We start from the raw sequence: 19564 nt of genomic DNA on the forward strand, positions 1-19564 counted from the left end.
TAGCGGGTGGTTTAAAGCTGGCCGCTGCGCGGCCAGCAGACTAAAGTCTTGAACAAATAGCCGGGGCCCGCGCGATGCGGACCCCGGCTCAATACCGTGACGATATGTCAGTTACGCCCTACACGTAGAACAGGATGTCGTCGTAGGTCGGAACCGGCCAGTAGTCGGCGGCCACGATCTCCTCCATGGCGTCCACGGCGGCACGCAGCGTATCCATAGCGGGAACGACCTCGTGCGCGTACACGTTGGCCTGCTCCTGGCCATCGAGAGCCTCGGCCTTCTGATGTACGGCGTCGAGCGCCTTGATGGAGTCGTTGATGGCGGTGATACCGTTGCAGAGCTTGTTGAGCGTGTTCTGCTCGCACTGCATGGCGGCATCGGCACCGGCGGCACGGATTGCCTCCAAGCCCTTGGCGACCTTGGTGGCATAGGCGGTAATGACCGGGCGATAGGTACGACGCGCCTCGCGAACCATCGTGGTAGCCTCGATGTTCATGAGCTTGTTGTACTTCTCGAGCTTGCAGTCATAGCGGCACTGAGCCTCGGCCTTGGTCAGGACGCCCGTCTCCTCAAAGAGCGCGATAGCCTTATCGGAAACAAAGGCGGGAAGAGCGTCGGCCGTGGTCTTGTTGTTGGCAAGGCCGCGCTTCTCGGCCTCGATGGGCCACTCGTCGGAGTAACCGTCGCCGGAGAACAGGATGCGCTGGTGATCGGTCAGCACCTTCTTGCAGTACTCGAGCGCGGCGTCCTGGAACTTATCCTCGGGCGTACCCTCGAGTGCGTCGGCGAAGGACTTGAGCGACTTGGCCACGGCGGCATCGAGCACCAGGTTGGAGTCGGAGACGTTCTGCTCGGAGCCGCAGGCACGGAACTCGAACTTGTTGCCGGTGAAGGCGAACGGGGAGGTGCGGTTGCGGTCGGTGTTGTCCTGCATCAGTTTGGGCAGGGTATCGGCGCCCAAGTCGAGCACGCCGCGCGTGGCATGGACGGAAGCTTTGCCATCGATGATCTTCTCGACAACCTCGGTGAGCTGGTCGCCCAGGAAGATGGACATAATCGCCGGAGGAGCCTCGTTGGCGCCCAGACGATGATCGTTGCCGGCCGAGGCGACGGAAGCGCGCAGGAGCTCCTGATAGTTATCGACGGCCTCGATCACCGCGGTGAGGAAGACGATGAACTGCAGGTTGTCGAGCGGGGTGTCGCCCGGATCGAGCAGGTTCTCGGACTCGGTGCCAAGCGACCAGTTGTTGTGCTTGCCCGAACCATTGATGCCCTCGAACGGCTTCTCGTGCAGCAGGCAGACCAGGTCATGGCGGGAAGCGATAAGCTTCATCTTCTCCATCATGACCAGGTTCTGGTCGATGGCCTCGTTGACCTCGCCATAGACGGGGGCGAGCTCATGCTGGCAGGGAGCAACCTCGTTGTGCTTGGTCTTGGCGGGAATGCCGAGCGCCCACAGCTCGTTGTCCAGGTCCTTCATATAGGACGAGACGGTAGGACGGATTGCGCCAAAGTAGTGTTCCTCGAGCTCCTGGCCCTTGCAGGGAGCGGCGCCAAAGAGCGTGCGGCCGGTGATGACCAGGTCCTTGCGCTTGCGGTAGGCGTCCTTCTTGATCAGGAAGTACTCCTGCTCGTCGCCCACGGAAGGAACGACCTTCTTTGGCGTCTTGCCGAACAGCGCCAAAACGCGCTTGGACTCACGCGAGAGCGCGGTCATGGAACGCAGCAGCGGGGTCTTCTTGTCCAGGGCCTCACCCGTGTAGGAGCAGAAAGCCGTGGGGATGCACAGGACATCGTCCTTGATAAAGGCAGGGCTAGTGGGATCCCAGGCGGTGTAGCCACGGGCCTCGAAGGTGGCGCGAAGGCCGCCGTTGGGGAAGCTGGAGGCGTCCGGCTCGCCCTGGATGAGGTTCTTGCCCGTAAACTTGGTGATGGCGGTGCCGTCGTGGTTAGGCTCGAGGAAGCTGTCGTGCTTCTCGGAAGTGATGCCCGAAAGCGGCTGGAACCAGTGCGCGTAGTGCGTCGCGCCCTTGGAGATGGCCCAGACCTTCATGGCGTGGGCAACGGCGTTGGCCACATCCAGGTCGAGCGGCTCACCGTCCTCGAGGGTTGCAGCAAGGCGCTTCCAAATGTCCTTGGGGAGGTAGTCCTTCATGACTTCCTCAGAGAACACCATGGTCCCGAAGCGGTCAGTAAGTTCGGCCATACGGAACTCCCTTCGTATCGGCACCGCGTGAGAAGCGGTGTTGATTACTAACGAACGAGTCATAGATTAGGCTCGTCGTGTTTCCGCAACATTACCGTTATGTTGCTGTCACGAAACCAATCAATGAGGTTACCGCATCGCGGCGGCGTTGCCGCCCTCAACGGCCAATCAACTGTATAAATTGCAGACCTCTCCCCATGGTTTAAGGATAGTCAATTTGGGATGGGGCTCTATTAACTGGTATTTCGCATCAGATACCAGTCTTTATAGCCCCATCCTAGATTGGCCGCTCTGCTATAGGGAATGTCGATAGCAAGGCATCTTTGATTGGTATCCCCCAAATAGTGAGTGAAACTCCACCGTGGCATAGTGGTGCTGTAGAATCCTTACAACACATCACACTATTTAAGTATCTAAAGGAGCACGATATGCGCGTCGACGAGGTTTTTAAGCAGGCAGCATCCCAGGGCACCGCACCCGTTTCGTTTGAGATGTTCCCGCCCAAGGGCGAGCTGACCCTCGACACGGCTCGCGAAGTGGCAGGCAATCTGTGCAAGCTTTCGCCGAGCTTTGTCTCGGTCACCTGCTCGGCCGGCGGCTCGGGCAACGGTGCCACCACCGCCCCCATCGCGCATATGATTTCGAGCGAATTCGACACGCCCTCGGTGGCGCACCTTACCTGCGTTGGCCGCACGCATGCCGACATCGCCGCCAAGATCGACGAATACCGCTCCGCCGGCGTAGAAAATGTGCTGGCCCTGCGCGGTGATCTTCCTGCTGGCGCGACCGAGGACGACAAGCCCGCCTCGGACTACGCCTACGCCCGCGACCTCATCCCCGAGCTCGTCGACGCCGGCTTTTGCGTGGGCGCCGCGGCCTACCCCGAGGGCCACATTGCCTGTGAGGACCTCAACGCTTCGGTCGAATACCTCAAGCAAAAACAGGACGCCGGCGCGAGCTTCTTTGTGACGCAGCTCTTCTTTGACAACGAGTGCTTCTACCGCTTCCGCGAGCTTGCCGACAAGGCGGGCATCACGGTGCCCATCACCGCGGGCATCATGCCGTTTATGGGCAAGTCCCAGATCAGCCGCATGGTCTTTATGTGCGGCGCGTCGCTGCCCTCCCCCGTCATCAAGATTCTCGCCAAGTACGAGAACGACCCCGAGAGCCTGCAGGCAGCCGGTGTAGATTATGCCGCCCGTCAGCTTTGCGACCTTAAGGAGCACGGTGCCGCCGGTCTGCACCTGTACACTATGAATCGTCCTGCGATCGCCGCGACCATTATGGAGCGCCTGGGGTAATGGAAAAACCGCACATCGATACAACCGCTGTCGAAGTGCCGGCCGACCTTGCGTCGCCGGCGCTTTACCGTGTCGATGCTGCGCACCATCCCCGTGTCGACCGTGCCGAGATGCTGCGGTATCTGGGCTACGGCGGCCAGCAGATTGAGCCCGAGCTGTCACGACGTATTGAGCTTGTGGTCGAGCGCCTTGAGCTGGACATTGAGCCCCGCGGCGTGCGGCGCGTGTTTACCGTCGATGCCACGGGCGTGGACGAGCAGGGAGAGCCTTGCATCCGTCTGGTTGGCACCAACGTTGAGCTGCGCGGTCGCGACATCTATCGACATCTCAAGGACGCCCGCATGGCCGCGCTCATGGCATGCACCCTCGGCATGGACGCCGAGCGTCGTCTGCGCACCACGGGAGCTCAGCAGCCCCTAGAGGGAGCCGTGCTCGACGCCGCATGCTCTGCCTATGTAGAAGCCGCCGTTGAGCAAATGGACCAGCAGGTCAAGACGGACGCCGCCGTTCATGGGCTCGCCGGCAACTGGCGCTTTAGTCCCGGCTATGGCGACTGCCCGCTCTCGGCCCAGCGCTCGATCGTGAATGCGCTCAACGCCACGCGGCTCATCGGGCTTACCGTCACGCCCACCAGCCTGCTCATGCCCACCAAGAGCGTGACCGCGGTGATTGGTCTGTTTGACGGCGAAGTCCACGACGCCCAGAGCCGCCCCACCTGCAATATCTGCCGCATGCGCGAGCACTGTCGCTTCCGTGCCGCCCACACCACCTGCTATTCCAGCCATTAGGAGCCCTCGATGTTTACTCCGCTTATCACTCATGATCTGGACGGTGCTGCGCTGGCGGCACCTGTCAATGCCGCGCGCTGCAACGGCGCCGCGTACAAGACGCGCACGATCGACGATCTGCGCATTAAGGACGATCGCCTGCGTGCGGCCATCGAGGGCACGGGGCACTTGCTGTTCGACGGCGGCATGGGCACCATGTTGCAGGCCGCTGGTATGAAGGCAGGCGCCCTGCCCGAGCTGCTCAACTTTGAGGAGCCCCAGGTCATTACCGACATTCAGCGACAGTACGTCGAGGCCGGCTGCGACGTGATCACCGCCAACACCTTTGGCGCCAACGCCCACAAGCTCGACGGTACCGCCACCGTGGCAGATGTCTTTGCCGCCGCTGTCGCCTGCGCCCGCGCAGCCGGTGCCCACTACGTCGCCGGCGATATCGGCCCCATCGGCGCGCTGCTGCGCCCCTTGGGTACCCTCAGCTTCGACGAGGCCTACGACCTCTTTGCCGAGGAAGTGCGCGCCGGCGTCGATGCGGGCGTGGACCTCTTTATTATCGAGACCATGACCGACCTTGCCGAGATCAAGGCGGCCGTCCTCGCCTGCCGAGAGAACTCCGACCTGCCCGTCTTTGCCACCATGACCTTTGAGGAAGACGGTCGCACCTTCCTGGGCACGAGTCCCGAGGTTGCCGCCATCACGCTCGATGCCATCGGCGCCGACGTTTTGGGCATCAACTGCAGCCAGGGACCGGCCGAGCTCCGAGGACTCGCCGCTCGCATGCTCACCGTTACGGACAAGCCCGTTATGGTGCAGGCCAACGCAGGACTGCCCCACGTGGACGACGACGGCAACACCGTCTTTGATATCCAGGCGCCCGAGTACGCCGTGGCCGTCGCCGGTATGATTGAGGACGGCGTAAGCGTCGTGGGCGGCTGCTGCGGCACCACGCCGGCGCACATGGCAGCGCTGCGCACGCTTATCGATAACCACACGCCCAGTCCGCGCCACCGCAAGCCCAGCATGTCGGTCACAAGCGCCCAGACCGTGGTGGACCTCCCCTGCGACGGCCACAAGATCGCCGTCATCGGCGAGCGCATCAACCCCACCGGCAAAAAGCGCCTGCAGCAGGCCCTGCGCGACGGCGACCTGGACTACGTGGTGAGCCAGGGCATCAGCCAGCAGGAGCAGGGCGCCGACATCCTGGACGTCAACGTGGGCCTGCCCGAGATCGACGAGGTCAAGATTATCCAACAGGCCACCGAGCAGCTCCAAGGCTCCACGCTGCTGCCGCTGCAGATCGACTCCACCGACCCCGCCGCCGTCGAGGCCGCCGTACGTCGCTACGCCGGCAAGCCCATCATCAACTCGGTCAACGGCAAGCAGCAGATCATGGACGAGATCTTCCCGCTGGTCGCCCACTACGGCACCAACGTTGTCGGCCTTACGCTCGACGAAGGCGGCATCCCCGATACCGCCGAGGCCCGCTTTGCCATCGCCGAGCGCATCGTGGCCGAGGCTGCCCGCTACGGCATCGGCCCGGACCGTATCCTCATCGACTGCCTGGTCATGACCGCCTCGACCAATCAACGCCAGGCCGAGCAGATCCTGCGCGCCATGTCCCTGTGCAAGGAGCGCCTGGGCGTCAAATGCGCGCTCGGCGTGTCGAACATCAGCTTTGGTCTGCCTGCCCGCCCGCTGCTGGGCTCGGTCTTTTTGGCCGCCGCCTTTGGCGCGGGCCTCGATGCCCCCATCATGAACCCGGGCTCCAAGCGCTTTATGGACACCGTCTACAGCTATCGCGTCCTGAGCGTTGAGGACGAGGGCTCGACCGGATACATCGAGCGCTATGCCGGCTGGACCGATCCGTATAAGATCGCCGCCAACCCGGCAGCAGCTCAGGCCGCATCGACCGACACCGTGCCCGCTGCCGGCACCGCCGGCACCGACGGCAACGACGACCCGATTCGTCGCATGGTCGTCTCGGGCCGCAAAGGCGAAATCGCTGCCGAGACCGAGCGTCTGCTGGCAGACCACGACGCCATGGACCTTATCAACAACCACTTTATCCCCGCCCTCGACGAGGTGGGCGTCCTCTTTGACCAGGGCAAGTTCTTCTTGCCGCAACTCATGGCCTCGGCCGAAGCCGCACGCGTGGGCTTCGACACCATCAAGCGCCTGATGCCCGCCGGCGAGATCGCCGACAAGGGTAAGATCTGCGTGGCCACCGTCAAGGGCGACATTCACGATATCGGTAAGAACATCGTCAAGATGCTGCTCGACAACTACGGCTATACCGTCTTTGATCTGGGCCGCGACGTCGATCCGCAGGAAGTGCTCAAGACCGTCAAGGAGCGCGACATTAAGCTCGTCGGCCTCTCGGCGCTTATGACCACCACGGTCGTCGCCATGGAGGAGACCATCAAGCTGCTTCATGCCGAGGTGCCGGGCGTCAAGATCATCGTAGGCGGCGCCGTGCTCACCCCCGAATACGCCAAGCAGATCGGCGCGGACTACTACGCCAAGGATGCCGCCGAAAGCGCGCGCATCGCCGAAGAGGTCTTTGGGCAGTAACACAACGGAAACAACCGAGCACCAAAACGTGCCGCATGCGCCACCTGGCATGTGCGGCACGTTAGAATAGAAAAGACTATGCTCGTTTTGGCAGATAGGAGCGCAAGGATGGCGATCACGCCCGCAGAAATCGCGGAAACCCGCGGCATGGTTGAGGAGCAGAACCTCGACATCAGGACCATCACCATGGGTGTTTCGCTCATGGGTTGCGGTGACGAGAACCTCGACCGCATGTGCACGAAGATCTACGACCACGTGACGCACACGGCTGAGCATCTGGTCGAGACCGCCGAGAACCTCGAGCGCGAGTACGGTATCCCCATCGTCAACAAGCGCGTTTCCGTCACCCCGGTGGCGCAGATCGCCGCGTGTTGCAAGGATGAGGACCTCACCCCCATCGCGCACGCCCTCGACCGCGCGGCCGAGACGCTCGGCATCGATTACCTGGGCGGCTTCTCCGCGCTCGTCCAGAAGGGCATCGGCGATGCCGACCGCCGCGTTATCCAGTCCATCCCCCAGGCGCTCGCCACCACGAGCCGCGTCTGCTCCAGCGTCAACGTCGCCAGCCTGCGCGCCGGTATCAACATGGATGCCGTGCTCATGGCCGCCCAGACCATCATCGATGCCGCCAAGCTCACGGCCGACCAGGATTCCGTCGGCGCTTCCAAGTTTGTCTGCTTTGCCAACATGGTCGAGGACTCCCCGTTTATGGCGGGCGCCGTCCACGGCGGTGGCGAGGCCGACGCCGTCATCAACGTAGGCGTCTCGGGCCCCGGCGTTATGGCCGCAGCCCTGGAGACGCTGCCCGATTCCGCCTCGATGATGGAAGTCGCCGAAAAGATTAAGCAGACCGCCTTTAAGATCACCCGCGCCGGCGAGCTCATGAGCCGCGAGGCCGCCCATCGTCTGGGTGTCGAGAAGGGCATTGTCGACCTGTCGCTGGCTCCCACGCCTGCCATCGGCGACTCCGTCGCGCGCATCCTCGAGATCATCGGCGTGGGCACCTGCGGTGGCCCGGGCACGACCTGCGCGCTCGCCATGCTCAACGATGCCGTCAAGAAGGGCGGCGTCATGGCCAGCTCCAGCGTGGGCGGTCTTTCCGGCGCCTTTATCCCCGTGTCCGAGGACGCCGGCATGATCGCCGCCGTCGAGGCCGGCGCGCTTTCGCTCGAGAAGCTCGAGGCCATGACCTGCGTGTGCTCCGTTGGCCTGGACATGATCGCCATCCCCGGCGACACCCCGGTCGAGACCATCGCCGGCATCATCGCCGACGAGATGGCCATCGGCGTCATCAACAACAAGACCACGGCCGTCCGCGTGATTCCTGCTATCGGCAAGGGCGTGGGCGACTGCGTCGAGTACGGCGGCCTGTTTGGCCGTGCGCCCATCATGCCGGTGAACCCCAACGCCGGCACCGTGCTTGCCCACCGCGGTGGACGCTTCCCGGCACCGCTGAACTCGCTCAAGAACTAGCTGAGGGGTGCTGGCGAGGAGCCCCGGGGAGGGCAAATATATAAGGTCGCCTGCTCGGACAGTCCTGACTCGCACGGAGAGCACATTAAGTGCTCTCCGGCTCGTGCGGAACTCGCGATCGACCTTATATATTTGCCCTCCCCGGGGCTCCCGCACAACGGGCCCTCGGTTGGGTTCTATCCCTTTGGCAGTCGCTTCGCTTCTGCCCCACTTTGCTGGTATGGCGGTTTGGCGTTGGAACGGTTCTTTCTGATATATGCTGGTTGCGGCTCTTCTTTTGGGAGGAGTCGCTTTTTTGTTGCTAGGAGGTTGGCCCATGATTGATGGGGATGCTCGCTCTGAGCTTCTTTCTGCTGATTGGAATCAGGAGTGGATGCGTCTGCAAGCTGGTCGGCGGCGGGCTGATGACTCTTTTGAGTGGGACAAAAGGGCTCGGCATTTTCGGCCGCTTGAGACTGCTCCGTATGCTCGGGACTTTATCAAGCTGTTGGCGTTAAAGCCTGGTGAATCCGTGCTCGATATGGGGTGTGGAGCTGGGTCGATTGCTATTCCGCTTGCTCAGGCTGGACATCCTGTGATTGCTGCTGACTTTTCCCCTGCCATGTTGGGCACGCTTGATGCTGGCATTGAGTACTATGGGCTCGAGGATCGCATTACACCGCTTGAGCTTGCTTGGGATGATGATTGGGATTTGGTTGGACCGGTCGCGAAAGCGGTGGATGTTGCCTTTGCCAGTCGGTCGGTTACGACGACCAATCTAAAAGATGCGCTTGCCAAGCTTAATCGAACGGCTCGTCGGCGTTGTGCTGTCACGATGGTCGCCAACTCCAGCCCGCGCTATGATCTGCACTTGATGAACGCCATCGGCGCCTCGGTTACCTGCAGCAATGGCTTTGTGTACGCCTTTAACATTCTCATTCAGATGGGTGCCCTGCCGCAGGTCACGTACTTTGAATCGCCTCGTCGCGATACCTTCGATAGCCTTGAGGCAGGCGTGGCGGACTTTTCCCGCATGCTTGAGCATGGCAACGAGGATAAGGTCGACCGTCTGCGCGACTACATCGCCCAACACATGATCGAGAATCCCCATGCCGGTGAGCCGGGCTCCAAGGGCGTGCCGCAGGGGTGCTATATGCTCGACCATATCCGTAAGGTTCGCTGGGCGTTTATTGCATGGGAACCGGTCTCTGAATCCCGCTCGTAGCCCGTTCACAGCCCGAGCTGCCCATCACCTCGGCATCCGCATTCTTTGCGAACTGGGCAAACGCGCCCCACACCGCGCCGTTCCTGCGCTATCGTGGGACAGCTCACGTAGATTAAGGCCCCGTCGCGGGGCGCCCCATACATAGAAAGCGAGAACCCATGGCACTGACAGGAGCCCAGGTCAAGCAGCTTCGCAGCATGGCCCATCACCTCAACCCCGCCATCATCATCGGTAAGTCCGATGTCAACGAGGGCACCGTCGAGCAGACGGTCGCCTACCTGGAGAAGCACGAGCTCGTTAAGTGCTCCGTGCTCGATGGCTCCAGTCTTTCCGCCCGCGAGGCCGCCGAAGAGCTCGCTGAGCGTTGCCACGCCGAGGTCGTCCAGGTCATCGGCCGCAAGTTCTCGCTGTATCGCGAGTCCTCGCGCAAGGACATCGAGAAGATCAAGCTCGTCTAAGAGCCAATGATCCGGCGAGCCAACACATAGCAAGCTTACGGGTGCCCAAGTACTTCGGGCGCCCGTTTTTTATCGCTCGACCAGCACGCGATTGAGCCGCCCCTCCACCAAGCGCTCGTATAGATGCCGCGTCTCGGGCTCGGGCACGCCATTGACCTGTTCCCTCAGATGGTGCATATGCCCGCTGTACAGCTCGACGATATCGCGCCGCCGCCCCGCCGCACTGTAGACGCGCATGGCACAGCGCACCATATCCTCGCGCGCCGTTTCCTGCCGAAGCCCCGACTCCGCCAGCCAAATCGCCGACTGCAGATCGTTTTCTTCTAGAGCGGCATTTGCTCCCTTAATCATGCAATCGATGTACTTTGACTGCATAATGCGTCGCATACGCAAAAAGTAGGTGGGGTTACAGCCATTGGGAACATACAGCGGCCCGGCATAAAGCTGCTCAATCTTAAGGCACAGCTCAACTAAATGGGGCCCGCGCGCACCCGTGCGATTTCCCAAAACCTCGCGGCTTATCTGGTCAAACAGCCGTACATCGGTCTTGACGTAGTCGCCGTTGAGTCCGATGCATTCATTTTGGATGAGCACACACGACTTGCCATCCGGCGTCGGTCCCAAAGCCGACCGCAAGCGCGATATCGTCGAGTACAGGTTGTTGCGGGCGCTATTGAACTCGGCATGGGGCCACAGCTCCATGGCCAGCGTCTCACGATCGACGAGCGCGTCCATGCCCAGCGCAAGCCGCTCGGCAAGTGTCGCCGCCTTCTTGCGCCGCCACATTTTGTCCGTGATGGGAAACCCATCGCGCTCGGCGCGAAACGCACCAAACATGCGAATCTCGATATGGTCGATGGTATCAACGGCTTCAACCTCGCCGGCCTGGAACAGGCGCTCGCCCTCCCCTTCCAGATCGTCGCGCAGCGAATACCGCGATAACTCGCGCACGGGAAGCTTCTTGCGAATCCTGGTCGCCGGCTCGCCCAGACAATGCATGGCAAGGCGCGCAAAGAGCCGATACGATGGCTCTAGAATCCCCGCGCGATTCATGGACATCCAGGCCGCAAGATCGCTGTCTCGGCCCGCACAGGCCAAATGCAGCGCCACCATCCAGGCCTCCGCTCCACCAACCTGCGTCTGGCTTATATCGAGTAGCTCCGCTTCCTCGCGCACCGAAACCATCGAGGTGTTACGCAGATACGCCGCGCGCTCCAGCAGCAATGCGTTATCGCGCATGTACGCAATCGACTCCTCGGCAAGTTTGAGCACTTGGACCGCACGAAACTTTGCATTAACCGGCCGTCCCTCTGCCAGCGACTGCCAGCCTTCTAGCAACAGGCCAAACAGCTGAATCTGGTTGTCGCGCATGCGCACGGCAAAACGATCGAGCTCGTTGAATGCCGCGTCGTCGGTTACCGGCAGGCCGGAAAGGAGCCGCCGTGCCGCCAACACCATGCGCACCCAGATAGCCATCGCCTTAAGCCCACGTACGTCGAGCGCCTCCCGCACCACCGTCATCTCGTCGTCGCGCTCGTCGGTTCCCGCAAACGACCCGTCAAAAAGCTCCACCAGCATGCTATCGGCCCGTATAACAATCCCCGCGATGTCGAGCTCACAGTCGTAGGCCTTGCTCGTTTTGAGCTGCTGTAGAACGCCGCCGTCATCTCCCCGCTCGGTCAGGCAGCGCTTGACCTCGATATGTGCGGACAACATATCGAGTGCGGTATGGGATGTCTCGATTTCTGGCACGGCCAGGTTCGTAGGAAGCCCAAGCCCGTTGTCCCCATAGCAAACAGCCGTCAGTGTCTGGGCCACCCTCCATGAAACAGGGTCTATTTCGCAGGCCGCCCGTTCGCCCCCGCGCTCGATGACCGATGCCATATAGCGAGCGAGCTTTGTATTGGACACGCTGACCGCTGCCAGATATACGCCAAGCGCCTCGGCAGGCGTTGGCTCTGGAGCCGGATCCTCGGCATCGATCGTGCCCAGCGCTGCTCGGCAGATATCGGCCCCGTGCCCCGTCAGAGCCAGATCGACCCCATACTGCCCAGCAAGTTCAAGGACCGCATCACGGTCCAAAAAGGCGTCCGCCAGGCCCATCGCCGCATCGCATCTACCCGCCTTAAGCAAAATCCGGGCCGCCCTCGGAACAAGTTCGGGGCGAACCTCGGCCACCAACTTACGCAAGCGCAAGCGTCCGTTATCCTCCGTGCCCAGACACGTAAAACTCCGCTCGGCGGGGTCCAAGCCAAAGATCGGGTAGTCGCGTACAAAGTAGGACTGGTCGACCATCGACAGCCTCACCCCGCAAGCCTCGAGTTCTGCGATATTGCCCTCGCCCATCAAAATCATGAGACATGCCACGCAAAACAGCGCATTATTGTCGAGCGAAGCCAGATCGACAAGTGCCGCGCCATATACGTTGACAATCTCGTTTTCGAGCAGACCGGCTACGTCGCCTTGGCCATACAGACCCGTCTGCAATGCCGAAACGAGCTCGGGCACGCCCTGCGTGAGCTGATAAAAGTCGAGCGATGTGCTGATCGAAAACGCCGATGCCCACGCCGAATACTCATAGGCATGCACCTTGAGCATCTGCGCATTGATCTTAACCGAATCGCCCAGCCCATGAATCAGTTGACGATTTGAAGGACGGCAGGAGATAAAGACCCCTACCCCCATAGCGCGCAGGCCGCGAATCCTGTCGATGAGGTCTTCGGTATCGTGCTGATCGAGGTTTGGCACATTATCAATCGCGATAAGGGAGTGCGGTTTGTCTTTGAGTTCTTCGGTAACCACCTCGAGCTGCATAAACACCTCGCGCCCAGTGGCGCGATCGGCCTCGATAATCCGCACAGGGCCTCGCGTCGGGTCGCATTTAACCTCATGGGTGTACTGCAGCAGCACCGAGGTCTTCCCAAACCCGTCGGGCGCATAGAGAACCACGATGCCGGCCTTTCGGCCCTTGGCGAGAAGCTCATTCATCAAGCGTTCGCGTCGCACCATATAGCCTCCGCCCAGCGGCATCAGCTCGAGGTCGTCTATACTGCTCAAATCGTTTACCATGCCCGCTCCTCAACTCGACCGTATGGACACTGTAACCGCAAGACCATACAAGCCGCGCTATGAATAGAGCGACCTTGTGTTCTAGGTTGTCTTTTGGTACGCAAGCGGCAAGTTTTTGTACAGCGAGGGCCGATTGTTATTAATCCCCCGACTAATCGGTCTTTAAGCAGGTAAATGAGCTTGTCAGCTTGTTCCATCCAAGCGGCAGTGTAACGCAAATGAACAAGGTTCAGCCATGTCATTCAACTCGCCTAGCACCCGCTACCGTCTACGACCTTTTAGTGGCATTTTTGCATAGAATCTGGTATGGAATGAATCAAGCTGTTTGACATCCGGCATTCGTCAAGCTTGCGGCAAGATTTTGGTCAAGCGGGCGGAAAGGGATAGCAAAAAGGCCCCCGCAAAGCGGAGGCCTTAGGCAAGGCTATGTCGAGGTGCAGGATTCGCGCTACTCGCAGAGCGAAAGGGCGGCCTCGTCGGCAACGACAACGCAGTTGGTGTGCAGCTGCAGGATCGAAGCCGGGCACGCAGGCGTAACCGGACCGTAGCACATGTCATGCACGGCCTGAGCCTTGGCCTCGCCGTTGGCGACGACCAGGATCATGCGGGCATACATGATGGTCTGGGTGCCCATGGTGTAGGCCTGACGGGGAACGTCGTCGATGCTGTCGAACAGGCGGCTGTTGGCCTGAATGGTGCTCTCGGTGAGGTCGACGCAGTGCGTACCCTTGGAGAAGTGGTCATCGGGCTCGTTGAAGCCGATGTGGCCGTTGTTGCCAATGCCGAGCAGCTGCAGATCCGGGTAACCGGCGGCGGCGACGATCTTGTCGTACTCAGAGCAGGCAGCGGCGGCGTCGGGGTTGGAACCGTCGGGCACATGCGTGTTGTTCAGGTCGATGTTGATGTGATCGAAGAAGTTCTCACGCATAAAGTAGTGATAGCTCTGGGGATCGTCGTGCGAAAGGCCGCGATACTCGTCCAGGTTGTATGTGCTGACCTCGGCAAAGTCGACGTCGCCCTTCTCGTACCAAGCAGCGAGCTGCTTGTAGGCACCGATCGGGGTGGAGCCGGTGGCAAGGCCCAGCACACAGTCGGGCTTGAGGATAACCTGCGCCGAGATGATATTGGCGGCCTTGCGGCTCATATCCTCGTAGTCTTTAGCTTTAATGATCTTCATTACGCGTCCTTTCTCGTACAAGAGAGGCAAGGCTCCCCTTACAAGCACTTGCCCGCGGCCCGCGTCGGCCGCAACCAACGTGTGCGGCCACCAGGGCGAGGTCGCGTAATGTATGTGTCTCGTGTCTAGCCGCGTCGAGGCCCCTGCCCGTCCACGGTGACCCGAAGCCTTTTAGCTTCGGACAAATCCCATCTTGCCACGGAGGGCGTCCTCTTTCAAGGGCGCCCTCCGTAAACGTGTTTGAATTGTAGGCTAATGGCCACGTGCACTTGCTAGCGCTCGCGAGCAACGATGAGCTGGTCCATCTCTTCGACATGCACGCCAACGGAGCCCTTGATGCTCGAGAACTCAACAGAGTTGCACACCAAGATGGGAACCGTCACATCGTAGCCCTCGGCAGCAATTGCCTCGCGATCGAACTCAATGAGCACATCGCCCTTATGGACGATGTCGCCCACTTGCGCATGTACGGTAAAGTGCTTGCCCTCAAGCTGAACAGTGTCCAAACCAACGTGGATGAGCACGTCCAAGCCATCGACCGTGTTAAGCGCAACAGCGTGTCCCGTGGGAAAAATGGCCTCGACCTTGGCATCAGCCGGTGCAATCACACGCGTGCCGGTAGGCTGAATCGCCACGCCCTGGCCCAAAAGGCCGGTGGCAAATGTCTGGTCGTTTACCTCGGAAAGCGGAATGACGTCGCCCGAGATGGGAGCATCCAGCGTAAGGACTCGACCACGCATACCAAAAGACCTTAGGACTTTAGTGAACATGCTCCCCCTCGGACATACCAATCGACCAAAATAGCCTTAACAGTTTACCACTTGGCACTCGTTTTTGACCATTAGGGAAGTTCGCGCTTGACAACCTCGACGATGTCGTCAACAACGCGCTGGGTCAGCTCGTGCGTCTCGGCCTCGGCCATAACGCGGACCAGCGGCTCGGTACCGCTCGGACGCACCAGAATGCGACCGCGGCCGTCAAGTTCCTTCTCGGCAGCAGCGACAGCATCCCAGATGGGCTGGCAATCGTCCAGACCAGCCTTGTTGTCGGAATGCACGTTGACGAGTACCTGCGGGTACTTCTTCATGATGCCGGCAAGATCGGTGAGGGTACGACCGGTGCGCTTGAGCACGGCCAGCAGCTGAAGAGCCGTCACCAGGCCGTCACCGGTGGTGTTGTGCTCCAGGAAGATGATGTGGCCGGACTGTTCGCCGCCGATGACGGCGCCATCCGCGAGCATACGCTCCAGAACGTAGCGATCGCCCACGGCGGTCTGAACCATTTCGAAGCCCTGCTCCTTCATAGCGATGGAGAAGCCCAGGTTGCACATGACGGTCGAGACGATCTCGGAGTTGGCGAGCTTGCCGCGAGCGGCCAGGTCGGAACCGCAGATAGCCAGGATGTAGTCACCGTCGATCTCATTGCCCTCGCTGTCCACGAACAGCACGCGATCGGCGTCGCCGTCGTGGGCCAAGCCGATATCGGCGTGGGTGCGCAGCACGAGCTCGCGCAGGGGCTCAAGGTGAGTGGAGCCGCACTCAACGTTAATGTCGGTGCCGCAGTAATCGGTGTTGATGGCATGGACCGTGGCGCCCAGGCGCTGCAGCGCAGCGGGCGTGGTCTGGCAGGAAGCACCGTGGCCGCAGTCGACGGCAACAACCAGGCCATCGAGCTTAAGGCCGTCGAGCGTGCTGATGGCATGATCGACATAGGCCTTGCGGGCGTCTTTCATCTTGATGATGTGACCCACACCGGCGCCGGTCGGCAGCGTGTCGGCAGCCATGGCCTCCTCGGACATGACCCAGGCGCTGATCTCTTCCTCGACAGCATCGGGAAGCTTCATGCCCTTGCGGCTAAAGAACTTGATGCCGTTGAACTCCGGCGGATTGTGCGAAGCGGAGATGACGATGCCACCGTCGAGCTCATTTTGGACGGTGAGCAGCGCCACGGCCGGCGTAGGGATAACGCCGCAGCAGTGCGGACGGCCGCCCTCGGCCATAATGCCGGCGGTCAGAGCGCTCTCGAGCATGGTGCCCGAAAGACGCGTGTCGCGGCCGACGCAGATATCCGGACCAAGGAACTTGGTCGCCGCGCGGCCCAGGCGAAACGCGAGGTCGCACGAGAGGTCGGCATTGGCGACGCCACGGACGCCGTCGGTACCGAAGATGTTCTGGGGCATAGGATCGCTCCTTCCCTAGCAGGCGATATGCAACCGCCCACCCTAGTCGAAAAAGAAAAGCGGGACCCGCCGAGGAATCGGCAGGCCCCGCTTGTACATTGTATCTCGTAAGGAGATAAAACCTTAGCGCTTGGAGAACTGGGGAGCGCGGCGGGCCTTCTTGAGGCCGTACTTCTTGCGCTCGACCACGCGAGCATCGCGCGTAAGGAAACCGGCCTTCTTGAGGTCAGCACGGTAGTCGCCAGCGTTCAGAAGAGCGCGAGCGATGCCCAGGCGCAGAGCGCCGGACTGACCGGAGATGCCGCCGCCATCGCACAGAGCGATAACGTCGAACTGACCGGCGGTGTCGGTCACCTTGAAGGGAGCAAGGGCGTTCTCAACGAGCTGATGACGGCCGAAATACTGCTCGGCGTCACGCTTGTTGATGGTCACCTTGCCGGTGCCGGGGACGAGACGGACGCGGGCGACGGCGTTCTTACGACGGCCGGTACCCTGGTAGACAACGGTGTTCTCAGCCATCTTTAAGCCTCCAGCTCAATCTTCGTGGGGTTCTGGGCAGCATGCGGATGCTCGGCACCAGCGTAGACCTTAAGCTTGGTCATCTGGGCACGGCCGAGGGTGGTCTTGGGCAGCATACCGCGAACGGCGCGCTCGATGACCTTCTCCGGGTGCTTCTCCATAGCCTGGCGGAAGCTCTCAGCCTTGAGGCCGCCGTTGTAGCCGCTGTGGCGATAATAGGTCTTCGTGTCGGCCTTGTTACCGGTAAGCTGGACCTTATCGGCGTTGATGACGACAACGAAGTCGCCGCAGTCGCTGTTGGGCGTGAACTGGGGCTTGTTCTTACCGCGCAGGATCATTGCGATCTGGGTGGCAAGACGGCCCAGGACAGCACCATCGGCGTCGACGAGAACCCAGTTGCGCTGGACCTCGCCCTGCTTGGCGTAGTGAGTCGATTTCGAAATCACTTAGACTCCTCCATGTACAGTACGTGTTGTTACAGAGATTCACGGGGCTCTGCAAGTAACCCGTCCATATTACCCCGCTCGCCGTACGAGTCAACAGGTATTTTGGCTCCGACCAGAGTTTCTGCACATGTCATCCACGAGCCGTGATTTTTCCAACTCTTTAGCTGTTGTCATTTTTTGAGGGTTCGCCGTCGCTAGCGCTCAACGAACTCTTGGATTTCCGCGAGCAGGCGCTTTGCCTCCTGACGGCCCTGGATATACAGGTCCAAAAGCTTTGCCGGATCGTGCTCGACATGGCCGACCTCGACCGGCTTTTGCGGAGCGATGACCAGCGCGCGGCCCTCGCGCTCATACTTCCACAGGTGCATGCGCTGGAGGTTATAGCGGTCGTGGCGCGTCTCGATAGCCTCGAGCAGGTAGGGGTAGTCGGCATAGCGGGCGCGCGCGGCAGGCATAAACTCGTAGGGCTTTTTCTCGTACGAGCGGTCCTGGGTGACGATGACGACCGCACGGTCGAAGCCCGCCTCCTCGAGCACATGCTCGATAGGAACCGAATCGGCCACGCCGCCGTCGACGTATTTGTGCCCGTCGATCTCGACCGGCGGCGTCACCAGCGGCAGCGACGTCGAGGCACGCACAGCATCGAGGTCGAGCACGGCGCTTTTGACCGGCAGGTAGGCAGCGGTTCCAAACAGCATGTCCGTCGCGACGGCGTACATCTCGATGGGGCTGGCGTCGAACGTCTCGTTATCAAAGGGATCCAGGCGGTCCTGGATATCGTTGAAGATAAAGTCGTAACCCACGATGGAGCCCGTGGATGCGAAGGATGCGGCACCCATGTAGCGGTTGTCATTGCAGAAGGTCAGGTTGATGCGATTGACGCGACCGATCTGGTGCGACTTGTAGTTGACGCCGTTGAGCGCACCGGCCGAAACGCCGTACACCGCCGGAATTTCGACACCGGCCTCCATGAGAACGTCGAGCACGCCGGCGGTAAACTGCCCACGAAAACTGCCACCCTCCAAGACGAGCGCGACCTTGCCGGCGTTCTTTGCCTTATCTTCTGCAGTCATATTGACCTCCTGCGATTGCGTTTTGGCTTTCTTCTACCCAGTTTTGGAATGGAGGGCGCATGGGTTTTGGAGTTGAGGGGGCGGCTGGCGGAAAGCACGTCCCGTTCTGAGGGGCGATTCCGGGATGCGCTTTCCGCCTGGGTTGCCATGGGGAAAGCATGTCCCACTCTACGGCTCGATTCCGGGTCGCAGCTTCCACTTGAGGCGTCATCCGGAAAATGTATCCCATTCCGAGCTTAGATTCCGGGATGCGGTTTCCGCCTGGGCAGTCATTGGGAAAACGCGTCCCACTCTGCGTCACTGAGGCGTTTTCTTTACGCCCGCGCCCTGCATAGAGTTCGATTCTCCGCGGTACGGGGGATCCGTTGATGCTGGGCGAGGCCAGCTGAAATTCGATAAACATCGCATCTATATTGGGCTGAAGCTTTGCGCGAAGAATCCGCGTATTTGCTGCACCGGCTTCGGCCGGCTGCCGCCGCCCTCGCCCGCGGGCTACAAACGCTTCGCGTTTGCTTAACGCCCGCGCCCTGCACAGAGTTCGATTCTCCGCGGTACGGACTAGAAATAAAAAGACAGGTAGATACGAATATCTACCTGCCTGTTACTTATGGTGGAGGCGCGGAGAATCGAACTCCGGTCCACGAAAGCCCCCTGATTGGCATCTCCAAGCTCAGTCGCTGGTTTAGTCTCGGACGCCTTGCGCGCAGCGACACGCTCGCGACGTCCTAACCGGTTCGGTCTTAGCCCGCGCCATACCGATTACGTGCGCAGGAGCATTCCCCTAAGATGACGTCGCGCCGGTGTCGGGGAAATCACCGGGTTGACGCGCCGCTATAAATTAAGCAGCGAGAGCCATAGGCTCAAAAGAAGAGTTGTTGTCAATTCAATTTGACGGTACCCCTGTTTAACGAGGCGAGGAGACCTCGGCTTGCTTCCTCTCTCAGAGCTATCGTGTCGAAACCAGTCGCCCCCGAATGTCGGGAAAGTCTGGATGGTATCGGGCCTGCAAACACCCGATAACCGTCGACTTTTCAAGGAACATACGGGGCGAGCCCCGCTTGTGGAGTGTTATCTTACCACGTTCTGAAAGCGGACAGCTGTTC

Annotated in this window: 14 protein-coding genes and 1 other RNA gene; 6 read left to right on the plus strand and 9 right to left on the minus strand. The window is 60.8% G+C overall.

What is annotated here, in order from left to right; translation table 11 throughout:
* Window positions 1–118: 118 nt before the first annotated feature.
* On the minus strand, window positions 119–2206 hold the full coding sequence (locus CHY22_RS06625) for a glutamine synthetase III (protein ID WP_089573169.1): 2088 nt from the start codon (window positions 2204–2206) through the stop codon (window positions 119–121).
* Window positions 2207–2634: 428 nt separating this feature from the next.
* Here CHY22_RS06625 and CHY22_RS06630 point away from each other — a divergent pair, with 428 nt between their 5' ends.
* The 6 genes from CHY22_RS06630 to CHY22_RS06655 all read left to right on the plus strand — a co-directional run bounded on the left by CHY22_RS06630 (window position 2635) and on the right by CHY22_RS06655 (window position 9998).
* Window positions 2635–3507, plus strand: a complete 873-nt coding sequence (locus tag CHY22_RS06630) for a methylenetetrahydrofolate reductase (protein WP_089573170.1) — start codon at window positions 2635–2637, stop codon at window positions 3505–3507.
* Window positions 3507–4295, plus strand: a complete 789-nt coding sequence (locus CHY22_RS06635) for a hypothetical protein (RefSeq protein ID WP_089573171.1) — start codon at window positions 3507–3509, stop codon at window positions 4293–4295. The genes CHY22_RS06630 and CHY22_RS06635 overlap by 1 nt, the downstream gene beginning before the upstream one ends.
* A 9-nt stretch (window positions 4296–4304) precedes the next feature.
* Window positions 4305–6863: a homocysteine S-methyltransferase family protein gene (locus CHY22_RS06640; protein WP_199408760.1), complete on the plus strand. Its 2559-nt coding sequence runs from the start codon at window positions 4305–4307 to the stop codon at window positions 6861–6863.
* Window positions 6864–6971: 108 nt separating this feature from the next.
* Window positions 6972–8336, plus strand: a complete 1365-nt coding sequence (locus CHY22_RS06645; protein ID WP_035136908.1) for a PFL family protein — start codon at window positions 6972–6974, stop codon at window positions 8334–8336.
* Window positions 8337–8652: 316 nt separating this feature from the next.
* A complete protein-coding gene (locus CHY22_RS06650) occupies window positions 8653–9540 on the plus strand; it encodes a methyltransferase domain-containing protein (protein WP_117633795.1) in 888 nt (295 codons plus the stop codon).
* A 158-nt stretch (window positions 9541–9698) separates the two neighbouring features.
* On the plus strand, window positions 9699–9998 hold the full coding sequence (locus CHY22_RS06655; protein ID WP_006234690.1) for a YhbY family RNA-binding protein: 300 nt from the start codon (window positions 9699–9701) through the stop codon (window positions 9996–9998).
* Window positions 9999–10067: 69 nt separating this feature from the next.
* Here CHY22_RS06655 and CHY22_RS06660 read toward each other — a convergent pair whose 3' ends face one another.
* The 8 genes from CHY22_RS06660 to ssrA all read right to left on the minus strand — a co-directional run bounded on the left by CHY22_RS06660 (window position 10068) and on the right by ssrA (window position 19433).
* Window positions 10068–13067: a BTAD domain-containing putative transcriptional regulator gene (locus CHY22_RS06660; protein WP_089573172.1), complete on the minus strand. Its 3000-nt coding sequence runs from the start codon at window positions 13065–13067 to the stop codon at window positions 10068–10070.
* A 448-nt stretch (window positions 13068–13515) separates the two neighbouring features.
* The gene (gene nagB / locus CHY22_RS06665) at window positions 13516–14244 is read right to left on the minus strand and encodes a glucosamine-6-phosphate deaminase (protein ID WP_055251013.1); all 729 of its coding nucleotides are present in this window, start codon (window positions 14242–14244) and stop codon (window positions 13516–13518) included.
* Window positions 14245–14516: 272 nt separating this feature from the next.
* Entirely contained in the window at window positions 14517–14984 is a 468-nt protein-coding gene (locus tag CHY22_RS06670) for a PTS glucose transporter subunit IIA (RefSeq protein WP_306421699.1), read from the minus strand.
* A 101-nt stretch (window positions 14985–15085) separates the two neighbouring features.
* Window positions 15086–16423: a phosphoglucosamine mutase gene (gene glmM, locus CHY22_RS06675; RefSeq protein WP_089573173.1), complete on the minus strand. Its 1338-nt coding sequence runs from the start codon at window positions 16421–16423 to the stop codon at window positions 15086–15088.
* 123 nt (window positions 16424–16546) lie between these two features.
* Window positions 16547–16942: a 30S ribosomal protein S9 gene (gene rpsI, locus CHY22_RS06680; RefSeq protein WP_022094634.1), complete on the minus strand. Its 396-nt coding sequence runs from the start codon at window positions 16940–16942 to the stop codon at window positions 16547–16549.
* A 2-nt stretch (window positions 16943–16944) separates the two neighbouring features.
* A complete protein-coding gene (gene rplM, locus CHY22_RS06685; protein ID WP_022094635.1) occupies window positions 16945–17388 on the minus strand; it encodes a 50S ribosomal protein L13 in 444 nt (147 codons plus the stop codon).
* 194 nt (window positions 17389–17582) lie between these two features.
* Entirely contained in the window at window positions 17583–18461 is an 879-nt protein-coding gene (locus CHY22_RS06690; protein WP_089573174.1) for a patatin family protein, read from the minus strand.
* Window positions 18462–19069: 608 nt separating this feature from the next.
* Window positions 19070–19433: a transfer-messenger RNA gene (gene ssrA, locus CHY22_RS06695) on the minus strand.
* Window positions 19434–19564 lie beyond the last annotated feature (131 nt).

The organism is Collinsella sp. TF06-26 (assembly GCF_002232035.1).
Classification (GTDB): domain Bacteria; phylum Actinomycetota; class Coriobacteriia; order Coriobacteriales; family Coriobacteriaceae; genus Collinsella.